Annotated in this window: 16 protein-coding genes; 12 read left to right on the plus strand and 4 right to left on the minus strand. The window is 68.1% G+C overall.

Annotated elements, in window-relative coordinates:
• From H1R19_RS05780 to H1R19_RS05825, 10 genes are all read left to right on the plus strand, one after another.
• Positions 1-1,011, plus strand: coding sequence for a phosphotransferase family protein (locus tag H1R19_RS05780; protein WP_219850832.1), 1,011 nt, complete (start codon positions 1-3; stop codon positions 1,009-1,011).
• Complete coding sequence (locus H1R19_RS05785) at positions 1,008-1,394, plus strand: hypothetical protein (protein WP_219850833.1); 387 nt, start codon at positions 1,008-1,010, stop codon at positions 1,392-1,394. The genes H1R19_RS05780 and H1R19_RS05785 overlap by 4 nt, the downstream gene beginning before the upstream one ends.
• 219 nt (positions 1,395-1,613) lie before the next feature.
• On the plus strand, positions 1,614-2,858 hold the full coding sequence (locus H1R19_RS05790) for an acyl-CoA dehydrogenase family protein (protein WP_219850834.1): 1,245 nt from the start codon (positions 1,614-1,616) through the stop codon (positions 2,856-2,858).
• An 8-nt stretch (positions 2,859-2,866) separates the two neighbouring features.
• Positions 2,867-3,787 carry an SDR family oxidoreductase gene (locus H1R19_RS05795; RefSeq protein ID WP_219850835.1) on the plus strand — a complete coding sequence of 307 codons (921 nt, stop codon included), beginning with the start codon at positions 2,867-2,869 and terminating at the stop codon, positions 3,785-3,787.
• A complete protein-coding gene (locus H1R19_RS05800; protein ID WP_219850836.1) occupies positions 3,784-5,001 on the plus strand; it encodes an FAS1-like dehydratase domain-containing protein in 1,218 nt (405 codons plus the stop codon). The genes H1R19_RS05795 and H1R19_RS05800 overlap by 4 nt, the downstream gene beginning before the upstream one ends.
• Before the next feature lie 10 nt (positions 5,002-5,011).
• Entirely contained in the window at positions 5,012-6,145 is a 1,134-nt protein-coding gene (locus H1R19_RS05805) for an acyl-CoA dehydrogenase family protein (RefSeq protein ID WP_219850837.1), read from the plus strand.
• Complete coding sequence (locus H1R19_RS05810) at positions 6,142-6,945, plus strand: enoyl-CoA hydratase/isomerase family protein (RefSeq protein WP_219850838.1); 804 nt, start codon at positions 6,142-6,144, stop codon at positions 6,943-6,945. The genes H1R19_RS05805 and H1R19_RS05810 overlap by 4 nt, the downstream gene beginning before the upstream one ends.
• A gap of 16 nt (positions 6,946-6,961) precedes the next feature.
• Positions 6,962-8,377 (plus strand): phosphotransferase family protein, encoded by a 1,416-nt coding sequence (locus H1R19_RS05815; protein ID WP_219850839.1) that lies wholly within the window; start codon positions 6,962-6,964, stop codon positions 8,375-8,377.
• Positions 8,374-9,483, plus strand: a complete 1,110-nt coding sequence (locus H1R19_RS05820) for an Rv3169 family protein (protein ID WP_244970888.1) — start codon at positions 8,374-8,376, stop codon at positions 9,481-9,483. The genes H1R19_RS05815 and H1R19_RS05820 overlap by 4 nt, the downstream gene beginning before the upstream one ends.
• 37 nt (positions 9,484-9,520) lie before the next feature.
• Positions 9,521-10,504 carry an LLM class F420-dependent oxidoreductase gene (locus H1R19_RS05825; protein ID WP_219850840.1) on the plus strand — a complete coding sequence of 328 codons (984 nt, stop codon included), beginning with the start codon at positions 9,521-9,523 and terminating at the stop codon, positions 10,502-10,504.
• Between the two features lie 6 nt (positions 10,505-10,510).
• Here the strand turns inward: H1R19_RS05825 and H1R19_RS05830 are convergent, their stop codons facing one another.
• The gene (locus H1R19_RS05830) at positions 10,511-11,677 is read right to left on the minus strand and encodes a pyridoxal phosphate-dependent aminotransferase (protein ID WP_219850841.1); all 1,167 of its coding nucleotides are present in this window, start codon (positions 11,675-11,677) and stop codon (positions 10,511-10,513) included.
• Between the two features lie 92 nt (positions 11,678-11,769).
• On the opposite strand from H1R19_RS05830, the gene H1R19_RS05835 reads away from it, so the two are divergent.
• Entirely contained in the window at positions 11,770-12,315 is a 546-nt protein-coding gene (locus H1R19_RS05835) for a pyridine nucleotide-disulfide oxidoreductase (protein ID WP_219850842.1), read from the plus strand.
• Positions 12,316-12,357: 42 nt separating this feature from the next.
• The gene (locus H1R19_RS05840) at positions 12,358-14,043 is read left to right on the plus strand and encodes a serine/threonine-protein kinase (RefSeq protein WP_219850843.1); all 1,686 of its coding nucleotides are present in this window, start codon (positions 12,358-12,360) and stop codon (positions 14,041-14,043) included.
• A 43-nt stretch (positions 14,044-14,086) separates the two neighbouring features.
• Here the strand turns inward: H1R19_RS05840 and H1R19_RS05845 are convergent, their stop codons facing one another.
• From H1R19_RS05845 to H1R19_RS05855, 3 genes are read right to left on the minus strand one after another with little or no spacing between them, the layout of a single operon-like run.
• Positions 14,087-15,754, minus strand: coding sequence for a DNA repair helicase XPB (locus tag H1R19_RS05845; protein WP_342354913.1), 1,668 nt, complete (start codon positions 15,752-15,754; stop codon positions 14,087-14,089).
• Between the two features lie 55 nt (positions 15,755-15,809).
• Entirely contained in the window at positions 15,810-16,727 is a 918-nt protein-coding gene (locus H1R19_RS05850) for an oxygenase MpaB family protein (protein WP_219850845.1), read from the minus strand.
• 56 nt (positions 16,728-16,783) lie between these two features.
• Complete coding sequence (locus H1R19_RS05855) at positions 16,784-19,141, minus strand: helicase-associated domain-containing protein (RefSeq protein ID WP_219850847.1); 2,358 nt, start codon at positions 19,139-19,141, stop codon at positions 16,784-16,786.
• Between the last annotated feature and the right edge of the window lie 21 nt (positions 19,142-19,162).

Consider the following 19,162-nt stretch of genomic DNA (forward strand, 5'->3'; position numbering starts at 1 on the left):
ATGGTCACCGACATGCGTGCGGCGTTGCTCGACATGCTGGCCGACCAGGGCATCGCCGACCTCACCACACCCGTCCGGCTCGGCGGCGGCAGCTCTCAGGAGAACTGGGCGTTCGACGCCGAGTTCGACACCCCTGCGGGGCGGGTGACCCGGGCGCTGCTGTTGCGCCGTGAACCCGCACGCGGTGTCGTCGACACCCCGCGGGACGTGGAGTACGCGCTGCTGCGCGCACTCGGACGGACCGACCTTCCGGTCGCCGCGGTCCACGCGCTCGACGACGGGACCCGACTGGAGCGCCCGGCGATGGTGGTCGACCGCCTCGTCGGTCGCGCCGACCGGGCCGTGTTGCGCAGCAAGGATCCACTTCGGATCGGTCGCGAGGCGCAGTTCGACCTCGCGGGCGCCGTCACCGATCTGCTGGCGGACGTGCACCGCGTCGACGTGGAGTCGACAGGTCTGACCGAAGTGCTGCCGGTACCCCACGATCCCGCCGAGGTCGAGATCGACAGGTGGGCGGCCGAACTGGACCGGGTGGAACTCGAGCCCCATCCGGGCCTGCGCGAGGTGCTGGCCTGGCTGCGCCGTCACCGGCCCTCCCCGGCGCCGGTCTCGCTGGTCCACGGTGACTTCCGGCCCGCCAATGTCCTCGTCGACGGCGGTGCGCTGACGGCGTTGCTGGACTGGGAGCTGGCGCATCTCGGCGACGCCCACGACGATCTGGGCTGGTACACCTGCTCGGTCTACCGGCGCGAGCACTTCATCGACGGCCGGTGGGGCCTGGAGGACTTCCTGAAGCGGTGGTCGGCGGCGACGGGTGTCGAGGTCGACCGGCCGCGACTGCATTTCTGGCAGGTGATGAGTGTGTTCCGCCTGGCGGTGATCGCACTCGCCGGGGTCCGCGGGTTCTGCGACGGAGACACCGACCGGCCGGCCGGTCCGACCACCTATGTGGAGGGGCTGGCGTTGGCGGAAACCGGCATGCTGGCCGGAGAAGAGGGCGTGACGCTGTGAGACCGCAACCATCGGAGATCATCTCGGGGATCCGTGCGATTCTCGATGACACCATCGCGCCCGAGCTGACCAGCGATCACGCCCGATCGCGATTGATCGAGATCCGTGCTGTGCTGGCTCAGATCGACTGGGATAATGCAGGCTTCGAACTCGTCGCCCGTGCCGATTCCCTGGCTGCGGGGCTCGCCGACGCCCGACACTGGTTGCCGGGTGAGCTGCCGTCACCGCCGCCTGCCGCCGATTACGGGTCCTATCAGGGCTATCACGAGGAACTCGCCGCGCTGGCGACGAGGACTCTGGAGAACCTGCGCTCGGTACTGACCGAGGCCCCCTCCGACCTGGCGGCCTCGGCTGTCTATCGCCGGTTGCTGACCCTCGTCTGAGGTCGCTGCGCCCTCGTAGCTGCTGCTGGATCTCACGGCCGCGTCCACACGTCTGTCAGGCGTGCCGGACGCGGCCGTGTTCCCTATGCCCGTCTTCCCGGCGGAACCCACCGCCTGATCGTCGGCGTTGATCATCGCGACCGGAATATTCTATGATTAGATTGTCGAGTACTAGACTTTATGGAATGGTGATGGCATGGCTCACAGCATGGTGATGGAATGACTCCCAGCGTCGACGAATTCGCCCACGAAGCCCGCGAGTTCCTGGGCTCGCTGACCCGTGATCGTGGCGACGTGACCGCGACCAAGCCGGTCAAGTCGCGGTACGCACTGTTCTCCGGATCGACCGACGATGAGCTCGCCGCCGCCCTCGACTACCAGCGCGCGATCTTCGACGCCGGTTTCGGGTGGATCGCCGGCCCCGTCGAGGATGGTGGAGCCGGCCTGCCGCCGCAGTACGAGCGGGCTTTCGCCAAGGTCGAGCGCGGCTTTCCGATCCCGTCGAAGGGGCCCCTGTCGGTCAGTCTCGGCATGGTGGCGCCGACGCTGGCGCAGTTCGGTTCACCCGAGGCGAAGTCGAAGTGGCTCAAGGGTTTGCGTCGCGCCGATGTGGTCGGCTGCCAGTTGTTCAGCGAACCGGCCGCCGGCTCGGACCTGGCGGCGGTGCGGACCAAGGCGACACGCGAGAACGCCGACGGCGACTGGACACTGAACGGACAGAAGGTGTGGACGTCCGGTGCGCACTATTCGCAGGTCGGCATCGCCCTGACCCGCACCTCGGACGGACCGCGGCACAAGAACCTGACGGCCTTCGCCGTGGACATGACCGCCCCCGGCGTCGAGGTCAGGCCGCTGCGCCAGATCACCGGGGCCGCCGACTTCAACGAGGTGTTCCTCACCGACGTCGTCGTCCCGGACGCGCATCGGCTCGGTGAGGTCGGTGCGGGGTGGCAGGTCGCGATCGCGATGCTGATGCACGAGCGCAACGCGATCGGCGGTTCCTCCAGCGGGGGAAGTGGATTGTTCCGCATGGACGACCTCGCCGCCTGGATCTCCGATCTGGGCCGGGGCGACGATCCGGTGGTCGTCGAGGCCTTCGCCAAGGTCTACTCGGGTGTCACCTCGGCGAAGGCCATGCGAGCGCGGGCCGATGCGAACCTCAAGGCCAACGGTGTACCCGGACCCGAGATGTCGCTGGGCAAGCTCGCGCTCACCGCGAACCTCCAGGCGCTGAGCGACCTGGTGAGCGTGGTCCTGGGGCCGCGGCTGATCGGCGACACCGGTGCCCCGCAGTCGTTCGCCTGGTCCGAACTCGTCCTGAGCGTGCCGGGAATGCGTATCGGCGGCGGCACCGACGAGATCCACCGCAACACCGTCGCCGAACGATTCCTGGGGCTCCCCAAGGACAAGCAGAAGTACACGCAGACACCAATGACACAGACAAGTAGTGACGCAGACAAGTGAGGAAAACCATGGGACATCTCGACGGTAAGACGATCATCGTGACCGGTGCCGCGCGCGGCATCGGACGTGAGCACGCATTGCTGTTCGCCGCGGAGGGCGCCAGTGTGGTCGTCAACGACCTGGGCGGCGCCCAGGACGGCAGCGGCGCACAGGCCGGCCCGGCCCAGGACGTGGTCGAGGAGATCAAGGCCGCCGGCGGGCAGGCCGTGGCCAACGGCGACGACGTGTCCGACTCGGCCGGCGCGGCCCGCATCGTGGCGACGGCCATCGACACCTTCGGTGGTGTCGACGGCCTGGTCAACAACGCCGGAATCCTGCGCGACCGAGTGCTGGTCAACATCGACGACGACGACTGGGATCTGGTGCTGCGGGTCAACCTGCGTGGCACCTTCGTGATGACCCGTGAGGTCGCGCGCTACTGGCGCGAGCAGAGCAAGGCCGGCAAGGACACCTCCGGTTCGGTGGTGAACACGAGCAGCGAGTCGGGTGTCTTCGGCAACCCGGGGCAGACCAACTACTCGGCAGCCAAGTCGGCTGTCGCCACCCTCACGCAGGTCGCCTCGAAGGAACTGCAGCGCTACGGAGTTCGCGTCAACGCGATCCTGCCGCAGGCCCGCACCCGGCTCACCGAGAGCGCCTTCGGCGATGCGCTGGCAGGCAAGGAAGGCGAGTTCGACCGTTTCGACCCGGCGAACGTCTCGCCGTTCGTCGGCTATCTGCTGGCTCCGTCCTGCCCGTTGACGGGGGAGGTCTTCCTCGTCGGCGGTTCGCGCGTGCAGCGCATCGCGCCGTGGACCAAGGATCCCAACTGGAAGCTGATGTCGGAAGGACGCTGGACGCTCGACGCCCTCGACAAGGCCGTCGCCGAGGCCGGCATCCCCAGCGGCGGAAACAGCTGGACCGCGAACCCGGGAAAGGGCGCCAAATGACGACCGCGGAGTCGGTGGACAAGACCACCGAGGCGAAGATGCCCGAAGCCGTCATCACCGACGAGATGGTCGAGTCGATGAAGGCCCGCGCCGGGGTCAACCTGCGCATCGACCATTCGGTCAACAACGAAGAGGCGACTCGCATCGCGGTGACCAAGTTCACCGGCGGCATCGGCGATGTCAACACGCTGTGGACCGACGCCGAGCAGGCGCAACGCTCGGATTACGGTGCCCCGGTTGCCCCGCCGTCGTTCGTGATCGGTTGTTTCTCCGGAATCCAGTTCGGCTGGCCGGGACTCGGCGCTTTTCACAACGCGACACAGGCGCACTTCTACAAGCCGGTGTACTGGGGTGACACCATCACCGCGACGTGTCGGTACGACGGTTTCACCGGGCCGCGTCCCAGCAAGTTCGCCGGCCAGATGGTGACCGATCATTTCGTGAACAGCTACCGCAACCAGCACGACGAGCTGGTCGCCGAGATCAACTGGCAGGTGGTCAATTTCGAGCGCGGTTCGGCGAAGTCGCGGTCGAAGGAGGCGGGGAAGGACTCGTCGAAGCCCGAGCTGGTGCTGCCGCATCCGTGGCAGGAGGACGAGATCGTCGCCATCGAGCGTCAGGTCCTCGCCGAGAAGCCGCGCGGCACCGCCCCCCGCTTCTGGGAGGATGTCACCGTCGGCGAGACGATGCAGACCCTCACCAAGGGTCCGATCGGTCTGACCGACGAGGTCGCCTTCATCGCCGGCGGCGGCACCCCGATCCCGCGTCTGAAGGCGCACGCCGCGGCTCTTGCCGACTACCAGGCGCATCCGGCGTGGTCGTTCCGCGACCCGGTGATGGGTTCGAGTGAACCGATCTACGCCGTGCACTACAACAAGGCGGCGGCCAACGCGATGGGCGTGGCGTTCCAGTACGACGTCGGGTTCCAGCGGCAGTGCTGGCAGACCCAGCTCCTGACCAACTGGATCGGCGACAACGGCTGGGTGGCCGACTGCAGCTCGGAGTACCGCGGCTTCGTCTACCTGTCCGACGTCATCACCCTCGGCGGTGAGGTCACCGGCAAGGAGATCACCTCCGACGGCGAACACGTCGTGCATCTGACCACCTTCGCGACCAACCAGCGCGGGGCGAATGTGATGCCCGGAACCGCGACCGTTGCCCTCCCGTCTGCCGAAGGTGTGTCTCCCGTGGCCCGCCGGGCACGGAAAGCGTAAGGAAAAGTACATGGCACTCGACGCGCAGGAGCGTTCGGCGCTGGCCGAAGCCGTCCGCGATGCCTCGGCATCGGGTCCGCGGGACCACCTCGACGATCACGGGAAACCCCGCCGTGACGAACGGTTGTGGAAGCTCCTGGTCGATCAGATGGGTCTCGGTGGCCTGGTCGTCGCCGAGGGGTCGGAGTCCGACGAGGACTCCGCGGGCATCGCCGAGATGGCGCTCGTCTGTGAGGAACTCGCCCGCAACCTGGCGGTGGTGCCGGCCCTCTCGACTCTCGGGATGGCCGGTTCGCTCCTGCGCGTCGTGGCCACTGGCGAGGCGGAGGCCCTGCTGTCGCGGGCGGCGGCCAATGAGGTGGCGATCGCCGTCGGCTGGCCGGATGCGGGCTCCACCCGGGTCGTCGCCGCGCTCACCGGTTCGGGCCGCACCGACCCGGGCAGCACGATCACCGTCGACGGTCAGGTGGACTTCGTCCTCGACGGGTCGGATACCGACGTCCTGCTCGTGCCGGTGCGGGTCGGCGACACCGAGGTCGTCGTGGCCGTGGACACCGGTGCCCAGGGCCTGGCCGTCACGGCGATGACCGGTCTGGATCTGACGCGGGGGCTGGCATCGTTCGCATTCACCGGATGCCCGGCCACCGTCGTCGGACCCGCGTCGAATCTGGCGTCGGCTCTGGACATCTCGCTGATCCTGATCGCCGCCGAACAGATCGGTGTCGCCCAGCACTGCCACGACGCGGCGGTCGCCTGGGCCAAGGAACGCATCCAGTTCGATCGTCCGATCGGACAGTTCCAGGCCATCAAGCATCAGCTCGTCGACCTGCTGATGAAGCTCGAACTCGGCCGGTCGGCACTCGATGTCGCGGTCGCTGCGGCCGATGCCCATCTGGAGAGTCCGGACGAGGAGACCGCCCGCGCCCTGTCGGTCGCGGCGAGCACCGCCAAAGCCGCCTGCGGTGACGCCGCGGTCATCATCGCCGACCAGTCGTTGCACATCCTCGGCGGTATCGGGTTCACCTGGGAACATGACGCCCACCTGTATCTGCGGCGCGCCAAGGTACTCGAGGTCTATCTCGGGACCCCGGGCGCCCATCGCGCACGTTTCGCCACCCGACTGCTGGAGGATGCAAGCCGATGACCGCGGCACAGACAACTTCGTCGACCACCTCGGAGCCGGAAGTGCTTCTCGAGGTGAGTGATTCGGGCGTCGCCACCCTGACGCTGAACCGGCCGAAGCGTAAGAACGGCCTGAACAAGGCGATGGTCGATCAGGCCATCGCCGCACTGGAGACCATCTGGGGCGACGACCGGTGCCGGGTGGTGGTACTCACCGGAGCCGGAACGTCGTTCTGTTCGGGAATGGACTTGTCCGAGCGGATCCTGCCCGACGAGATGACGTTCATGCGACGGGTGGGGCATCTGTGCACGGTCATCCACGACCTCCCGTTGCCGGTGATCTCGAAGGTGCGTGGGGGTGCGGTCGGCTACGGCGCCAATCTCGCGCTGTGCGCGGACCTGGTGGTGGCGAGTGACACCGCGGTCTTCGGTGAGATCTTCGCCGAGCGCGGACTGTCCATCGACGGTGGCGGCTCCTGGCTCGTGCCGCGGCTGGTGGGCCTCGGGCGCGCCAAGGAGATCATGTTTCTCGCCGCCCGCGTGAGTGGTCCCGAGGCGGCGGAGATGTGCCTGGTCAACCGGTGCGTCCCCGATGCGGATCTCGACGGATTCGTCGACGACTGGTCCGCGCGGCTCGCCGACGGTCCGCGACGCGCGTTGTCGGTCATCAAACAGCAACTGAACGCGTCCTTCGAGCGTTCGTTCGCCGACGCCATCGAATCCGAGGCGGTGGGACAGGCGCTCTCGTTCCGGTCCAAGGAATCGCGCGAAGGGGCCAAGGCCTTCTTCGAGAAGCGCGTTCCCGACTTCCGGTCCTGCTGAGAAGGAGCGATCGACGATGTCCATCAGTGAGCGTGCCGTTGACCCCGACTGCACCGCAGACGAATTGGTCACCGTACGTGCTGTGCGCGAGGCCATCCACGCCGAGATCGCGGCCGGGGCCGGCGCCGCGGAGACGATTCTCGCCTCCGCCGTCCCGTTGTTCCATCGGGCGCTGGAAGAGGACCTTCGGCCCGAACGCCGGGTGGCCCATCGCACCCGTGTGGCGGAAGCGTTGTCGGCGTTCGGCTTCGACCCCGACGCCGGTGCCGATCCGTACTGCGGAGTCGTCGAGCGGGTCGCGTCGATCGCGACCGATCCCGCATCCTCCGCGGTGAGGATGCTGCTGGAATCGCTGGTCGCCGCCGATCTCCCCGGCGCCGGACGCACCATCGAAGCCGATGGGCCCGCCGCCGGTGAGTCCGAGGGCAATTCGCTCGGGGAGGAGCTGACCTCGGCGATCCGGCCCGACGCAGTGCGAACCTATCTCGCCGCACGTCTCGGACGAGACGTGCGTGTGCGGTCGGTGAAGCAGCTCGCCGGCGGCCTGTCCAAGAAGACCACCCTGCTCACGATCGACGGCGATGCCGCGGCGCCGGAAGAGATCGTGTTGCGGCAGGTCGCGCCGGGACGCGACGCCCACACACTCATCGACGAGTTCGCCGTCGTCGGCCACGTCTTCGGCCATGGCGTCGCGGTACCCGAGCCGCTGTGGCTGGAGCCCCAGGACAATGCCCTGGGCGGACCGTTCTTCGCGACCCGCCGAGCCCGCGGGGCCAATGTGGGCGACGTCTTCGGGCCGGACCCGGGCACCACGCCGAAGGCCGCGGAAGCCCTGGCGCGGGAGCTGGGCAACCTGCATGCGCTAGCGATCGACGGCGCGGTGCCGACACCGGTGCCCCCGATGGCCACTCGCGGCGAGATCCTGGACGCCATCGACGAGCAACGTCGACTGGTGCGCGGCGTGGAGCGCGCCATCGGTATCGATGCCGCGCCGCTTGGCTCGCTGTTGTTCGAATGGCTGGCGGCAAATGCGCCGACGGGGGTCGAGACACCGGTGCTCCTGCACGGGGACCCGGGATTCCACAACATCCTCCTCGACGGTGAGGAACTCACCGCGATGCTGGACTGGGAGCGCGCCCGAATCGGCGATCCGGCACAGGATCTCGCGTACGTCCGGCCCGCGGTCGAGAACATCTTCGAGTGGGAGGACTTCCTGCGAATCTACTGTGAGGCCGGTGGCCGACGCCCGACCGACCAGCAGCTGGCCTACTACGCCGTCTGGCACGATGCCTGGCGATTCGTCGGCTCCTACCGTGGTCTCGGGCGCCTGGTGAGCGAACCACGAACGCTCCTCGACGCGCTCCTGGGGTTGGACTATGCGCCCCGCTACCTGCGGGGCGGACTGGAGAAGGCATTCGAGGTGGCCCTGTGAACACCCGCGCACTGCACCCGCTCGACGAGACGCTGATGCACCAGGTTCCCTGGCCGTTCGGCTTCGCCGGCACCTCCGATCCCCGGTTCTACGATCGGTACTGGTTCGCCGGGGTCGACCCCGCCGGCGGCGCCGGATTCATCTCCGGCATGGCGCTGTACAAGAACATGGGGGTCTGCGACGGATACGGTGCGGTTCAACGCGCCGGGCGGCAACACAATTCACGATGGTCGAGGCCGTTGGTCACCGAGACCGCGCAGGCCACCGTCGGGGACCTCGGGGTGGAGATCATCGAGCCCTACCGCAAGGTGCGTGTCTGTTGGTCAGGCGAATCCTCGCCACTTGCAGCCGAACTCGTGTTCACCGCGGCATTCGGTCCCTACACCGAGGAGCACTACCTCGACGCCAGTACCGGCCGGATCGGCCAGGAGATCACCCGGTACAACCAGATCGGGCGCTGGGACGGATGGCTCGCGGTCGATGGTGACCGGCTGACCGTCGACGACTGGTGGGCGGTGCGCGATCATTCGTGGGGTGTCCGCCCGGGCGTGGGGGGCATCGACCGGTCGGTGGCCGACCCGGCAGCACGCGCATCGGCGCCGATGATGCACACGGTGTTGTATGCGGCCACCGCGGACAGCTGTATCTGCGTGTCCCGGCGCGAGAATCAACGCGGACAGGTCACCTATCTCGACGGCGAGGTCATCGGTGCCGACGGTCGGCGTTCCACCGTGGTGATCGCCGATGTGACGCCGGAGTTCGTGCCCGGAACCCGGACATACCGATCGGTGCGGATGGTCGTCGAATCCGAGGCGGGCACCCGCCACGAGATCGTCGCGACACCGCTGCTCGACCCGTGGGCCTACGCGGGGACCGGATACGACGGCGGTTACGCCGACGGGCGCGGCCTCGGAGTGCCGCGCGGCGAGCTCGTCGAACACGATGTCTACGATCTCGTCGCACCCGAGTCCGTGCTGCTCGACGGTGCGCCGACCCCGAGCGGTCACCGCGAACAGTTCGCGCGGATCGTCGTCGACGGTGTCGAGACCACCGGGTACTGCACCGTCATGACGCGCGGTTCGTTGCCGCACCGCGGGGTGGGCTGACCGGCCGACGAGCCCCCTGCGGCGTAGGTTGGACGACATGCGATTCGGACTCTTCATTCCCCAGGGCTGGCGTCTCGACCTCGTGGGCATCGAACCCGCGGCGCAGTGGGAGGTGATGTCGTCGGTCGCGAACCGCGCCGAGTCGGCCGGCTGGGACTCGGTCTGGGTCTACGACCACTTCCACACCGTGCCGCTGCCCACCGACGAGGCGACCCATGAGGCGTGGACTCTGGTGTCGGCGATCGCGGCGACCACGCGCCGCGTCGACATCGGCCAGATGTGTACCGCCATGAGTTACCGAAATCCGATGTACCTGGCCAAGGTCGCCGCCACCGCGGACCTCATCTCCGGTGGCCGAGTGCAGATGGGCATCGGCGGCGGTTGGTACGAACACGAATGGCGTGCATACGGTTACGGTTTCCCCTCCGCCGGCGAACGTCTCGCGCGTCTCGACGAGGGCGTGCAGATCATGAAGCAGGCCTGGGAGAAGGGGCGGGCGAGCTTCGACGGCAAGCACTACACCGTCGACGATGCGATCTGCGCACCCCGGCCGACCGCGGGAAAGCTACCGCTCTGGATCGCCGGCGGCGGCGAGAAGAAGACGCTGCGGATCGCGGCGAAGTACGCAGATTACACCAACTTCGACGGCACGCCCGACGGATTCGCGCACAAATCGTCGGTGCTGCAACAGCATTGCGCCGACCTCGGACGCGACTACGACTCGATCGTCAGGTCGTCGAACTACAACGTCATCCTCGGCGAGACCGACGCCGAGGTGGAACGCAAACTCGCCGATCTGCAGGCGCGGCTGGCCAAGACCGTCGGACCCGACGCGGCGTCGAACAGCATGGGTGCGTTCCGCGGGATGCCCGCCGTCGGTACGCCGGAGAAGGTCGCGGCAAATCTCCGCGGCCTCGCCGATGCCGGGATGTCCTACGGCATCTTCTACTTCCCGAACATCGCCCACGACCTCGCCGACCTCGAGCTGTTCGAGCAGCATGTGAAGCCCGCCTTGCGCTGACCGGTGTCAGAGCTTTCGCAGACGCTCCGCGGCCTCGGCGATCACCTCGTCGCGTTTGGCGAACGCGAAACGCACCAGGTGACGCCAGGGTTCGCGGTCGTCGGCGAAGACGCTCACCGGTACGGCGGCGATGCCGATCCGCTCGGGTAGCGCGCGGCAGAACTCGACACCGTCGTCGACGCCGAGCGGTCGGGGGTCGGCGCAGATGAAATACGAGGCCTCGCTGCGGTGTACGGCGAATCCCGAGTCGGTCAGCGCTGCGGAGATCAGGTCGCGCTTGTTCTGCAACGCGGTGGCCGACTCCCGCACCCAGGCCATCTCGGTGTCGAGGGCGTGCGCGACGGCGGGCTGGAACGGGCCGGACCCGACGTAGGACATGTACTGTTTGGCGGTGCGTACCGCGGCCACCAGCTCCGCTGGGCCGCTGATCCAGCCGACCTTCCAGCCGGTGCAGTTGAATGTCTTTGCGGCGCTGGAGATCCGTAGTGTCCGCTCGCGCATTCCGGGCAGTGTTGCCGGCGGTGTGTGGGTGCGCCCGTCGAAGACGAGATGTTCGTAGACCTCGTCGGTCACCGCGACGGCGTCGTAGTCGATGCACAGCCGTGCGATCTCGGCGAGATCGTCCGGCGGCAACACCGTACCGAGTGGATTGTGTGGCGTATTGATCAGCACGACAGAGGTTTTCGGCCCGAACGCCTGCGCGAGACGATCGCGGTCGAGGCGGAAGCCGTCGGCGTCGGGGACCAACGGGACGACGCGTCGGACACCGCCGGCCATGGCTACGGTGGCGGCGTAGGAGTCGTAGTAGGGCTCCAGCATGATGACCTCGTCGCCGGGCTCGACCAGCCCGACGATCGCACCCGCGATCGCTTCGGTGGCCCCGACGGTGACGAGGACCTCGTGGTCGGCGTCGTAGTCGAGTCCGTAATGCTCTCGCTGGTGACGTGCGACCGCGTGCCGCAGCTCGGGGACCCCGATGCCGGGCGGGTACTGGTTGCGGCCGTCGGTGATGGCCTGTCGCGCGGCGTCGAGCATCGACTCGGGACCGTCGGTGTCGGGGAAACCCTGGCCGAGATTGATGGCATCGTGCTCGACGGCCAGTGCCGACATCTCGGCGAAGATCGTCGTCGCGAACGGACGCAGGCGGGTCGCGGTCCTGTCCTCGGATGACATGGGTCCAGGGTGGCACACCTGCGGATCCTGTGGTGTTCGCACCTCTGGCGAATGCGGAGTCATGCAACGTCTTTGCAGCGTATTATCCCTGCATGGCTGACCCAGGAACGGTGAAATGCGCCCGAGGGGTACGAGTGTCCGCGGCCGTCGTGGGGTGTGCGGTGCTGTTCGTCCTTGCTGCGTGTTCGTCGGGACGCGGGGCGAACAACGTGTCCGAGCCATCCGACGTGGCGGTCGGGGAGTGCGTCGAGGTGCGGGAGGCCGACGGCAGCTCGACGGTCGAGGCGACCAGGACCGACTGCGACACCGACGAGATGACGTTCGTCGCCACGCAGATTGCCATGGGGGAGTGCGGTGACTACGAGAACTACCTGACGTTCCCCGACACCAAGGACCGGTTGTGCCTGATGCCGAACTACGCCGACGGCCAGTGCTATCAGATACCGCAGTCCTCCGGCGGCTCGCTCGTGGATTTCACGAACATCGAATGCGAGGGCACCCCGGTCACCGGAGCCGGGATCTATCGCGTCGAATCCAGCGGTGACGGATCGATCGAATGTGCAGCCGATCAGGTCAAGGCCACCTACGACAAACCCGAAGCGCGCGCCTTCTGTCTCACCTCGCTCAGCGACGCCTGATGGCAGACTGAGTCGAGCTGCCGACACGGATGAGGAGGGGCGATGCCGCGCAATCCCGGCGAACACTTCGCCGGCTACACGATCATCCGGCTCATCGGTCGGGGCGGAATGGGCGAGATCTACCTCGCCCGGCACCCGCATCTGCCACGCAACGAGGCGCTCAAGGTCCTGCCCGGCGACCTCAGCCGCGACCCGATGTACCGGCAGCGCTTCGTCAAAGAAGCCGAACACGCCTCGAGCGTCGTGCACCCCTCGATCGTCACGATCTTCAACTCCGGCGAATACGACGGCCACCTGTGGATCGCCATGGAGTTCATCGACGGCATCGATGCGCTCAAGCTGCTGCGCCAGAACCCGCAGGGACTCGACACCCCGACCGTCATCGCCATCGTGCGATCGGTCGGGGCGGCGCTCGACCGCGCCCACGGCACCGGCCTGCTGCACCGCGACGTCAAACCGGCCAACATCCTGCTGCAGGGCGTCGGCGGGCCGGAGGCGCGGGTGTTGCTCGCGGACTTCGGCATTGCCAAGTCCGAGCAGGACGCCAGCCACCTGACCTCGACGAATGTCTTCCTCGGCACCGTGGCGTATGCGGCTCCCGAACAGCTGCTCGGTGATCCCGTCGATGCCAGGGCCGACCAGTACGCTCTGGCCGCGACCGTCTTCGAACTCCTCACCGGCCGACCGCCGTTCCAGGGGGCCAGCTCGGCGTCGATCATCGCCCACCATCTGCAGTCGATTCCGCCGCGGCCGTCGAGCCTGCGTCCCGGCGTGTCCGGTGCCGTCGACGCGGTGTTCAGCCGCGCACTCGCGAAAGAGCCCGACCGCCGTTACAGCTCGTGCCGGGAGTTCGCCACCGAACTCGAACGCGCCCTGACGCTGCGTGCACCCTCGACGACGCCACAGCCGCCTCCGGCCGCGCCGCCGCCGGTTCAACCATTTCGGCAGTACCGGCCGGCGCCGCAGCATCCGGGCTATCAGCAAGGGGCGCAACAGTATTCGTCTTATCAGCCGCAGTCGGTTGCGCCGGCCGGCGGCTATCCGTCGCAGAGTGGATACCCCGCGCAAGGGGGTCCACCGCCGCCGAAGAAGAAGTCGGGTCTGCTGATCACACTCGGCGCCCTCGCCGTGCTCCTGGTGCTCGCCATCGTCGCGGGCGTCGTCTACGTGACGACCCAGGTGTCGAGCGCGCCCACCGCCGGATCATCGACGTCGCGGTCGGCGGGTCCGACCGAACAGCCGGCCGGCACCACCGCCGACAGCCCAGCCACCCGCACCCCCGACACCACGCCCGCCGCGATCAACGGCGCCGACGACGTCGAGCTCGGACAATGTGTCAGCATCGCCTCGCAGCCCGGATCGTCGTCGAGCGTGCTGGCCTCGGAGATCGACTGCGACTCCACCGGCTTCAACTTCTATGCGGCCGCGGCCATCCCCACCTCGACACCGTGCGCCAGCGAACAGAATTCGACGCTGACCTTCCCGTCGAGCACGCAGAAGCTGTGCCTCACCCCGAATTTCTACGAAGACCTGTGCTATCTGGTGCCGCTGCCGGGTGGATCGCTGGCCGACTACCGCGAGGTCCCGTGCACCAGCGACGCCGCGGCACAGACAGTGCTCGCGCGCGTCGCCACCCGATCGGACGCGACCGTGTCGTGTCCGGCGGGTGAGACCCGCTGGTACTTCAACCAACCGGAATCGATCGGGTACTGCCTGGTCGAGATCTGAGGTCGGCTCGCCAGGGTTTCGCGGCTCAACCGGCCACGGGCGCTCAGCCCTGCGAGCCCTCACCGATCGTCGGACCGAGAAGATCGTCGGCATCGGTGATCCGGTAGGCGTACCCCTGCTCGGCGAGGAATCGCTGCCGATGCGCGGCGTAGTCGGCGTCGAGGGTGTCACGGGAGACGACCGAGTAGAAGTGGGCCTGTCCGCCGTCTCGCTTGGGGCGCAGCAACCGGCCGAGGCGCTGGGCCTCCTCCTGACGCGACCCGAAGGTCCCCGACACCTGCACCGCCACCGAAGCCTCCGGCAGGTCGATGGAGAAGTTGGCCACCTTCGACACCACGAGGGTCTGCAATTCGCCGGTACGGAAGCGGTCGAAGAGGATCTCACGTTCCTTGTTCTTGGTGGAGCCCTGGATCACCGGACAGTCGAGCTCGCGCCCGAGTTCCTCGAGCTGGTCGATGTAGGCGCCGATGACCAGAGTGGGGGAGTCGCGGTGCTTGTTCAGGATGGCCTTCACCACGTTGACCTTGGTGTGGGCCGTCGAGCAGAGCTTGTACTTCTCCTCCGGCTCGGCCACCGCGTACTGCAGGCGCTCCTCATCGGTCAGGGTCACCCGGACCTCGATGCACTCGGCCGGCGCGATCCAGCCCTGCGCTTCGATGTCCTTCCACGGGGCGTCGTAGCGCTTGGGGCCGATGAGGCTGAAGACGTCGCCCTCGCGGCCGTCCTCGCGTACGAGGGTCGCGGTGAGGCCGAGGCGGCGGCGGGACTGCAGGTCGGCGGTCATGCGGAAGACCGGCGCGGGCAGCAGATGGACCTCGTCGTAGATGATCAGACCCCAGTCGCGCGAATCGAACAGGTCGAGATTCCTGTACTCGCCCTTCGACTTTCGAGTCATCACCTGATAGGTCGCGATGGTGACCGGGCGGATCTCCTTACGCTCGCCGGAGTACTCGCCGATCTCCTCCTCGGTCAGCGAGGTGCGCGCGATCAGCTCGCGCTTCCACTGCCGGCCCGCGACGGTGTTGGTCACCAGGATGAGCGTCGTGGCGCCTGCCTTGGCCATCGCGGCCGCACCGACCATCGTCTTGCCCGCACCACACGGCAACACCACCACACCGGAGCCGCCGGCCCAGAACGAGTCGGCGGCCATCTCCTGGTAGTCACGCAGTTGCCAGTCGTCCTGGGCGAGCTCGATGTGGTGCGCTTCGCCGTCGACGTAACCGGCGAGGTCCTCGGCGGGCCAGCCCACCTTGAGCAGCACCTGCTTGAGCCGGCCACGCTCGGAGGGATGGACGATGACGGTGTCGTCGTCGATGCGGGCACCCAGCATCGGGGCGACCTTCTTGTTGCGCATCACCTCGACGAGGACGGCCTGGTCGTTGCTGACGAGGGTGAGTCCATGCGCGGGATGTTTGACCAGCTGCAGTCGGCCGAAGCGGCCCATGGTGTCGACGACATCCATGAGCAGCGGCTGCGGGACCGCGTAGCGGGAGTACGTGACCAGCGCGTCGACGACCTGTTCGGCGTCGTGACCTGCGGCGCGGGCATTCCACAGCGCGAGCGGGGTGACTCGGTAGGTGTGGACGTGCTCGGGTGCGCGTTCGAGTTCGGCGAAGGGGGCGATTGCTGCGCGGGCCGCCGGTGCGTCGGGGTGGTCGACCTCGAGCAGCAGCGTCTTGTCGGATTGCACGATCAGGGGTCCATCGGTCACCCGCTCCATTGTCCAGATCGCACCGACACTTGTCAGCGACGGGCTCCGATGTGACCTAGAAGACGGGGATGCCCAGCTTGCGGCGCAGCCGCAGATCGAGGATGTTCACCCGGAAGATGCCCCGCAGGACAGGTGCCAGCAGCGGGTCCACGAGACGGAATCCGGCCAGGGTGGTCCGATAGCGGCGGGCATCGCTCTCGGTCCACGTCCAGTGCATCATCTCGCGGAACTCCGGCGGCAGGCCCGCCTTGACGGCGTAGCACAGCAGCGGGCCGAGCGTGACGTGGGCGAGCGTGCCCAGGGTGCCGGCGCGGTACTCGAGAAAGGACAGGTCCGCGAGGCTGCGCAGCTCGTCGCGGACGGGGTCGTCGATGCGCAACGCGGCGAGTTCGGCATTCCAGTACGCGAGGAGCGCGTCGTAGGACGCGGGCCACTTGTCGGCGGGCACGTTGAGCGCGGTCCCGAGTGGGTGGGCGTCGGCGAGGACCGTCTCCTTCTCGGCGGCGGTCAGCGGGCCGTAGAGCAGCTCGTACTGGTCGATGAAGTATTTGAGCAGGCATACCGCCACCCACAACTGCAGGCGCGAGTCGTTCGCGCTGTAGCGCACCGGGCTGGTGTCGGTCGAGTAGACCTGGTCGTGGATGCGGCCGACCTTCTCGTGGATGTAGGCCTTGTCCTCGTCGCTGCCCATCAGGGCGACGGCGAGGAAGGTGCCGGTGGTGCGTCCCCGCTTGATGGGCCGTTTGATCGCGTTGCCCGACGGGACACGGCTCTCGTGCACGCCGTACCCGACCTTCGGGTTGGCCAGCTGCATGATCACATTGGCCACCGACAGCGTGGGTCCGATGGCGGTGACGAGATCGGCCGGACGCCTCACCCGACGACGCCGCGCCGACGGTTTCATCCGGGCCACCAGGTCGTGCTGGTAGGTGTCTGCGACTGGGCCGTCATGTAGTTCCGGTGCCGCGCTCATAGGCCGACCCTACCAAGATTGAGACGTCCGTCACATGATGTCTCTGCGGAGGTCTGTCAGGCGTCGAGGAGTTCGACGCTGGTCAGCCGGTGCAGCGAAAAACGTTGCTCACCGTCGGACCCTTCTTCGACGGCCACGAGCTGGCCCGCGCCGAGGACCTTCGGGGTGACGACGTGGCGACTCGCCGACCCCTGGGCGTCGACGTATCCGACACGCAACCGGCGGTTGGCCCGGAGCGCGAGCTGGATGAGTGCGGTGGCCGACTCCCCGCCGCCGGTCGCGCGCACCGGCGTCGCGGTGGTGCCGGTGCTGCGTACCGGGGTGGCCGCGGCGGCGCGGTCGGTCGAGCGGATCCGGGTGACCACCGACCGTAACTGCGCCTCCGACGGCGTATTCCGACGCGGCTGACTCTGGCGCCGTGCCCGCGACACCGTGACACGGCTCCCGCGGTCACGAAGATCGACGAGCGCGCCCGACGAATCCTCTCCTGCCGGAGCGAATCCCGCCGCCCGCAACTGCTCGATCACATCCCGCAGTTCCGACTGCGAGACCGCGACGGTCGGGGCGAGTGCGCGCAGGGCGAGCGCCTCGGCGGCCGGGCTGCGCAACACCGCGGCGAGCACGGTCGGATCTTCGCACCGGATGAACGCCGAGGCGACGCCCACCCGCAGCTGGCCGTGTTTCCGGGCGACATCCTCGATGAGATATGACAGTGACTGCGGCACAGGTGTTCTCGAGTGGGTCGTGAACATCGAGAGCAACTCGTTGCTGCTGCGTCCGGAGTCGAGTGCGCGTCGAACACTCTCGGGGGACACCCGGTAAACCGATGCCGCACCGCCGGATTCGAGGTCGGCGACGAGCTCCACCTGCTCGGCGAGCTCGGGTGTCATCGGTCCCGGGACGGTCAGGGTCAGGTCCGCCTGGGTGAGGAAGTGGTCGACCGGATCGGGCAGCGCCTTGCGCATCGCGGCGAGGACTGCGGCGTCGGTGTCGGCGGGATCGGCGTCGGGTGGATCCTCGACGGTGTACGCACGCCCGACGGTGGTCAGGGCGTCGTGCGCGACCAGACCGAGTTCCCTTGCCTCACGCAAGGTTTCGGCGACGAGCCGACGACCGAAGCGACGTATCTGGCGGGGGCGGTGCCAGTGCAGGTTCGCGAGCACCGCATCTGGGGACACGGCCACCGCGGGGTCGGCCTGGGCGAGGGTCGACAGGATCAACTGACGCTGGACCGGGGCATGGGCGTCGTGCAGTTCGGCGCCGAGGGTGGCCAGCGCGTTGCCGTCACGGTCGGGTTCGCCGACCTGCCAGGCGCGTCGCGGCATGTGCAACCAGGCGTCGGCCAGTGCGAGCCACTGACGTTCGCGCGGCTGATGCAACCAGGTGTCGGCGGTCGACGTCGGGGCGAAGGCCTGCTCGCCGGCATCATTGGCCGGCGGGGGCTCGGGGAACCCGGCGTCGATGATCCGCAGGTAGGCGGCGATCTCGATGAGGAACGAGACCCGCTGGGTCTCGAGGCCGGTGAGCTTTGCCAGGCGGCGGAGTTCGCGGACACCCAGCGCGCCCGAACGCAGAACCGCCGCCGGGGTCGCGCCGAGAATGGTGATCAACTGCGAGAGATGGCGGATGAGTTCGAGCGCCTCCCCGCCGGCCGCGGCGTCGACGGCCTTGAGCGGGAATCGCGGCTTGGCGCGCGGTTCGTGTAGCGGAGGTGGGGCGAGATCGTCTGTGTGCCAAGCGGGTTCCTCACGGATGACCGCGCCGACCATCGGGGGGAGCTCGACGGTCTGATCGTCGACCCGGGCCAGCAGGCCCGTCGAGATGAGTTGTGCGACAGGGGAGGCGGGGTCGGCATCGGGTGCCGCGTCGCGACTGCGGCCCAGAGCGGGCCCGCGGGCCAGGGTTTGCAGCAGGCCCGCGGAGCGCTCGTCGAGACCGGCGACCATCGCGGCGATTTCGTCGCCCGTGCGTCCGGCCAGGGGGCCGGTGAGGTGCCGCGCCTTCCAGGGCAGAGCCGACGCCGTGTGCGCACCGGAATACAGAGCGGTGTCGTCGCCCCAGAGGATGGCGCGACGGCGAAGGAGATTGATGCGATCACGGACAGCGGCGGGGGCGGCGTGTCCCTTGAGTTCGGCGAGGATCGTGCGCACGGCGACCGGGCCCGGGACCTCGTGATGCCCGGCGGTGACGCTGTGCGCGAGGACCACCTCGAGTACGGCGACCGCGAGGACGTCGAGATCCTCCCCGGCGAGCGCCAGCGATGCAGCCGAGAGCGCCCGCTGTGCCAGGACCCGAGTGCCTGCCGGGGTGGGCGAGGCGAGGTCGGGCCGCTCGATCAGGAGCTCAGTGAGCTCGTCGTCGGAACGGCCGGCCAACTCATCGGCCAGGCCGGTGTGCTGGTCATCCGAACTCATTCGATCGACTGTACCGGTCCG

Origin of the sequence: Gordonia jinghuaiqii, assembly GCF_014041935.1 — a bacterium.
In the GTDB taxonomy this organism is placed as follows: Bacteria; Actinomycetota; Actinomycetes; order Mycobacteriales; family Mycobacteriaceae; genus Gordonia; species Gordonia jinghuaiqii.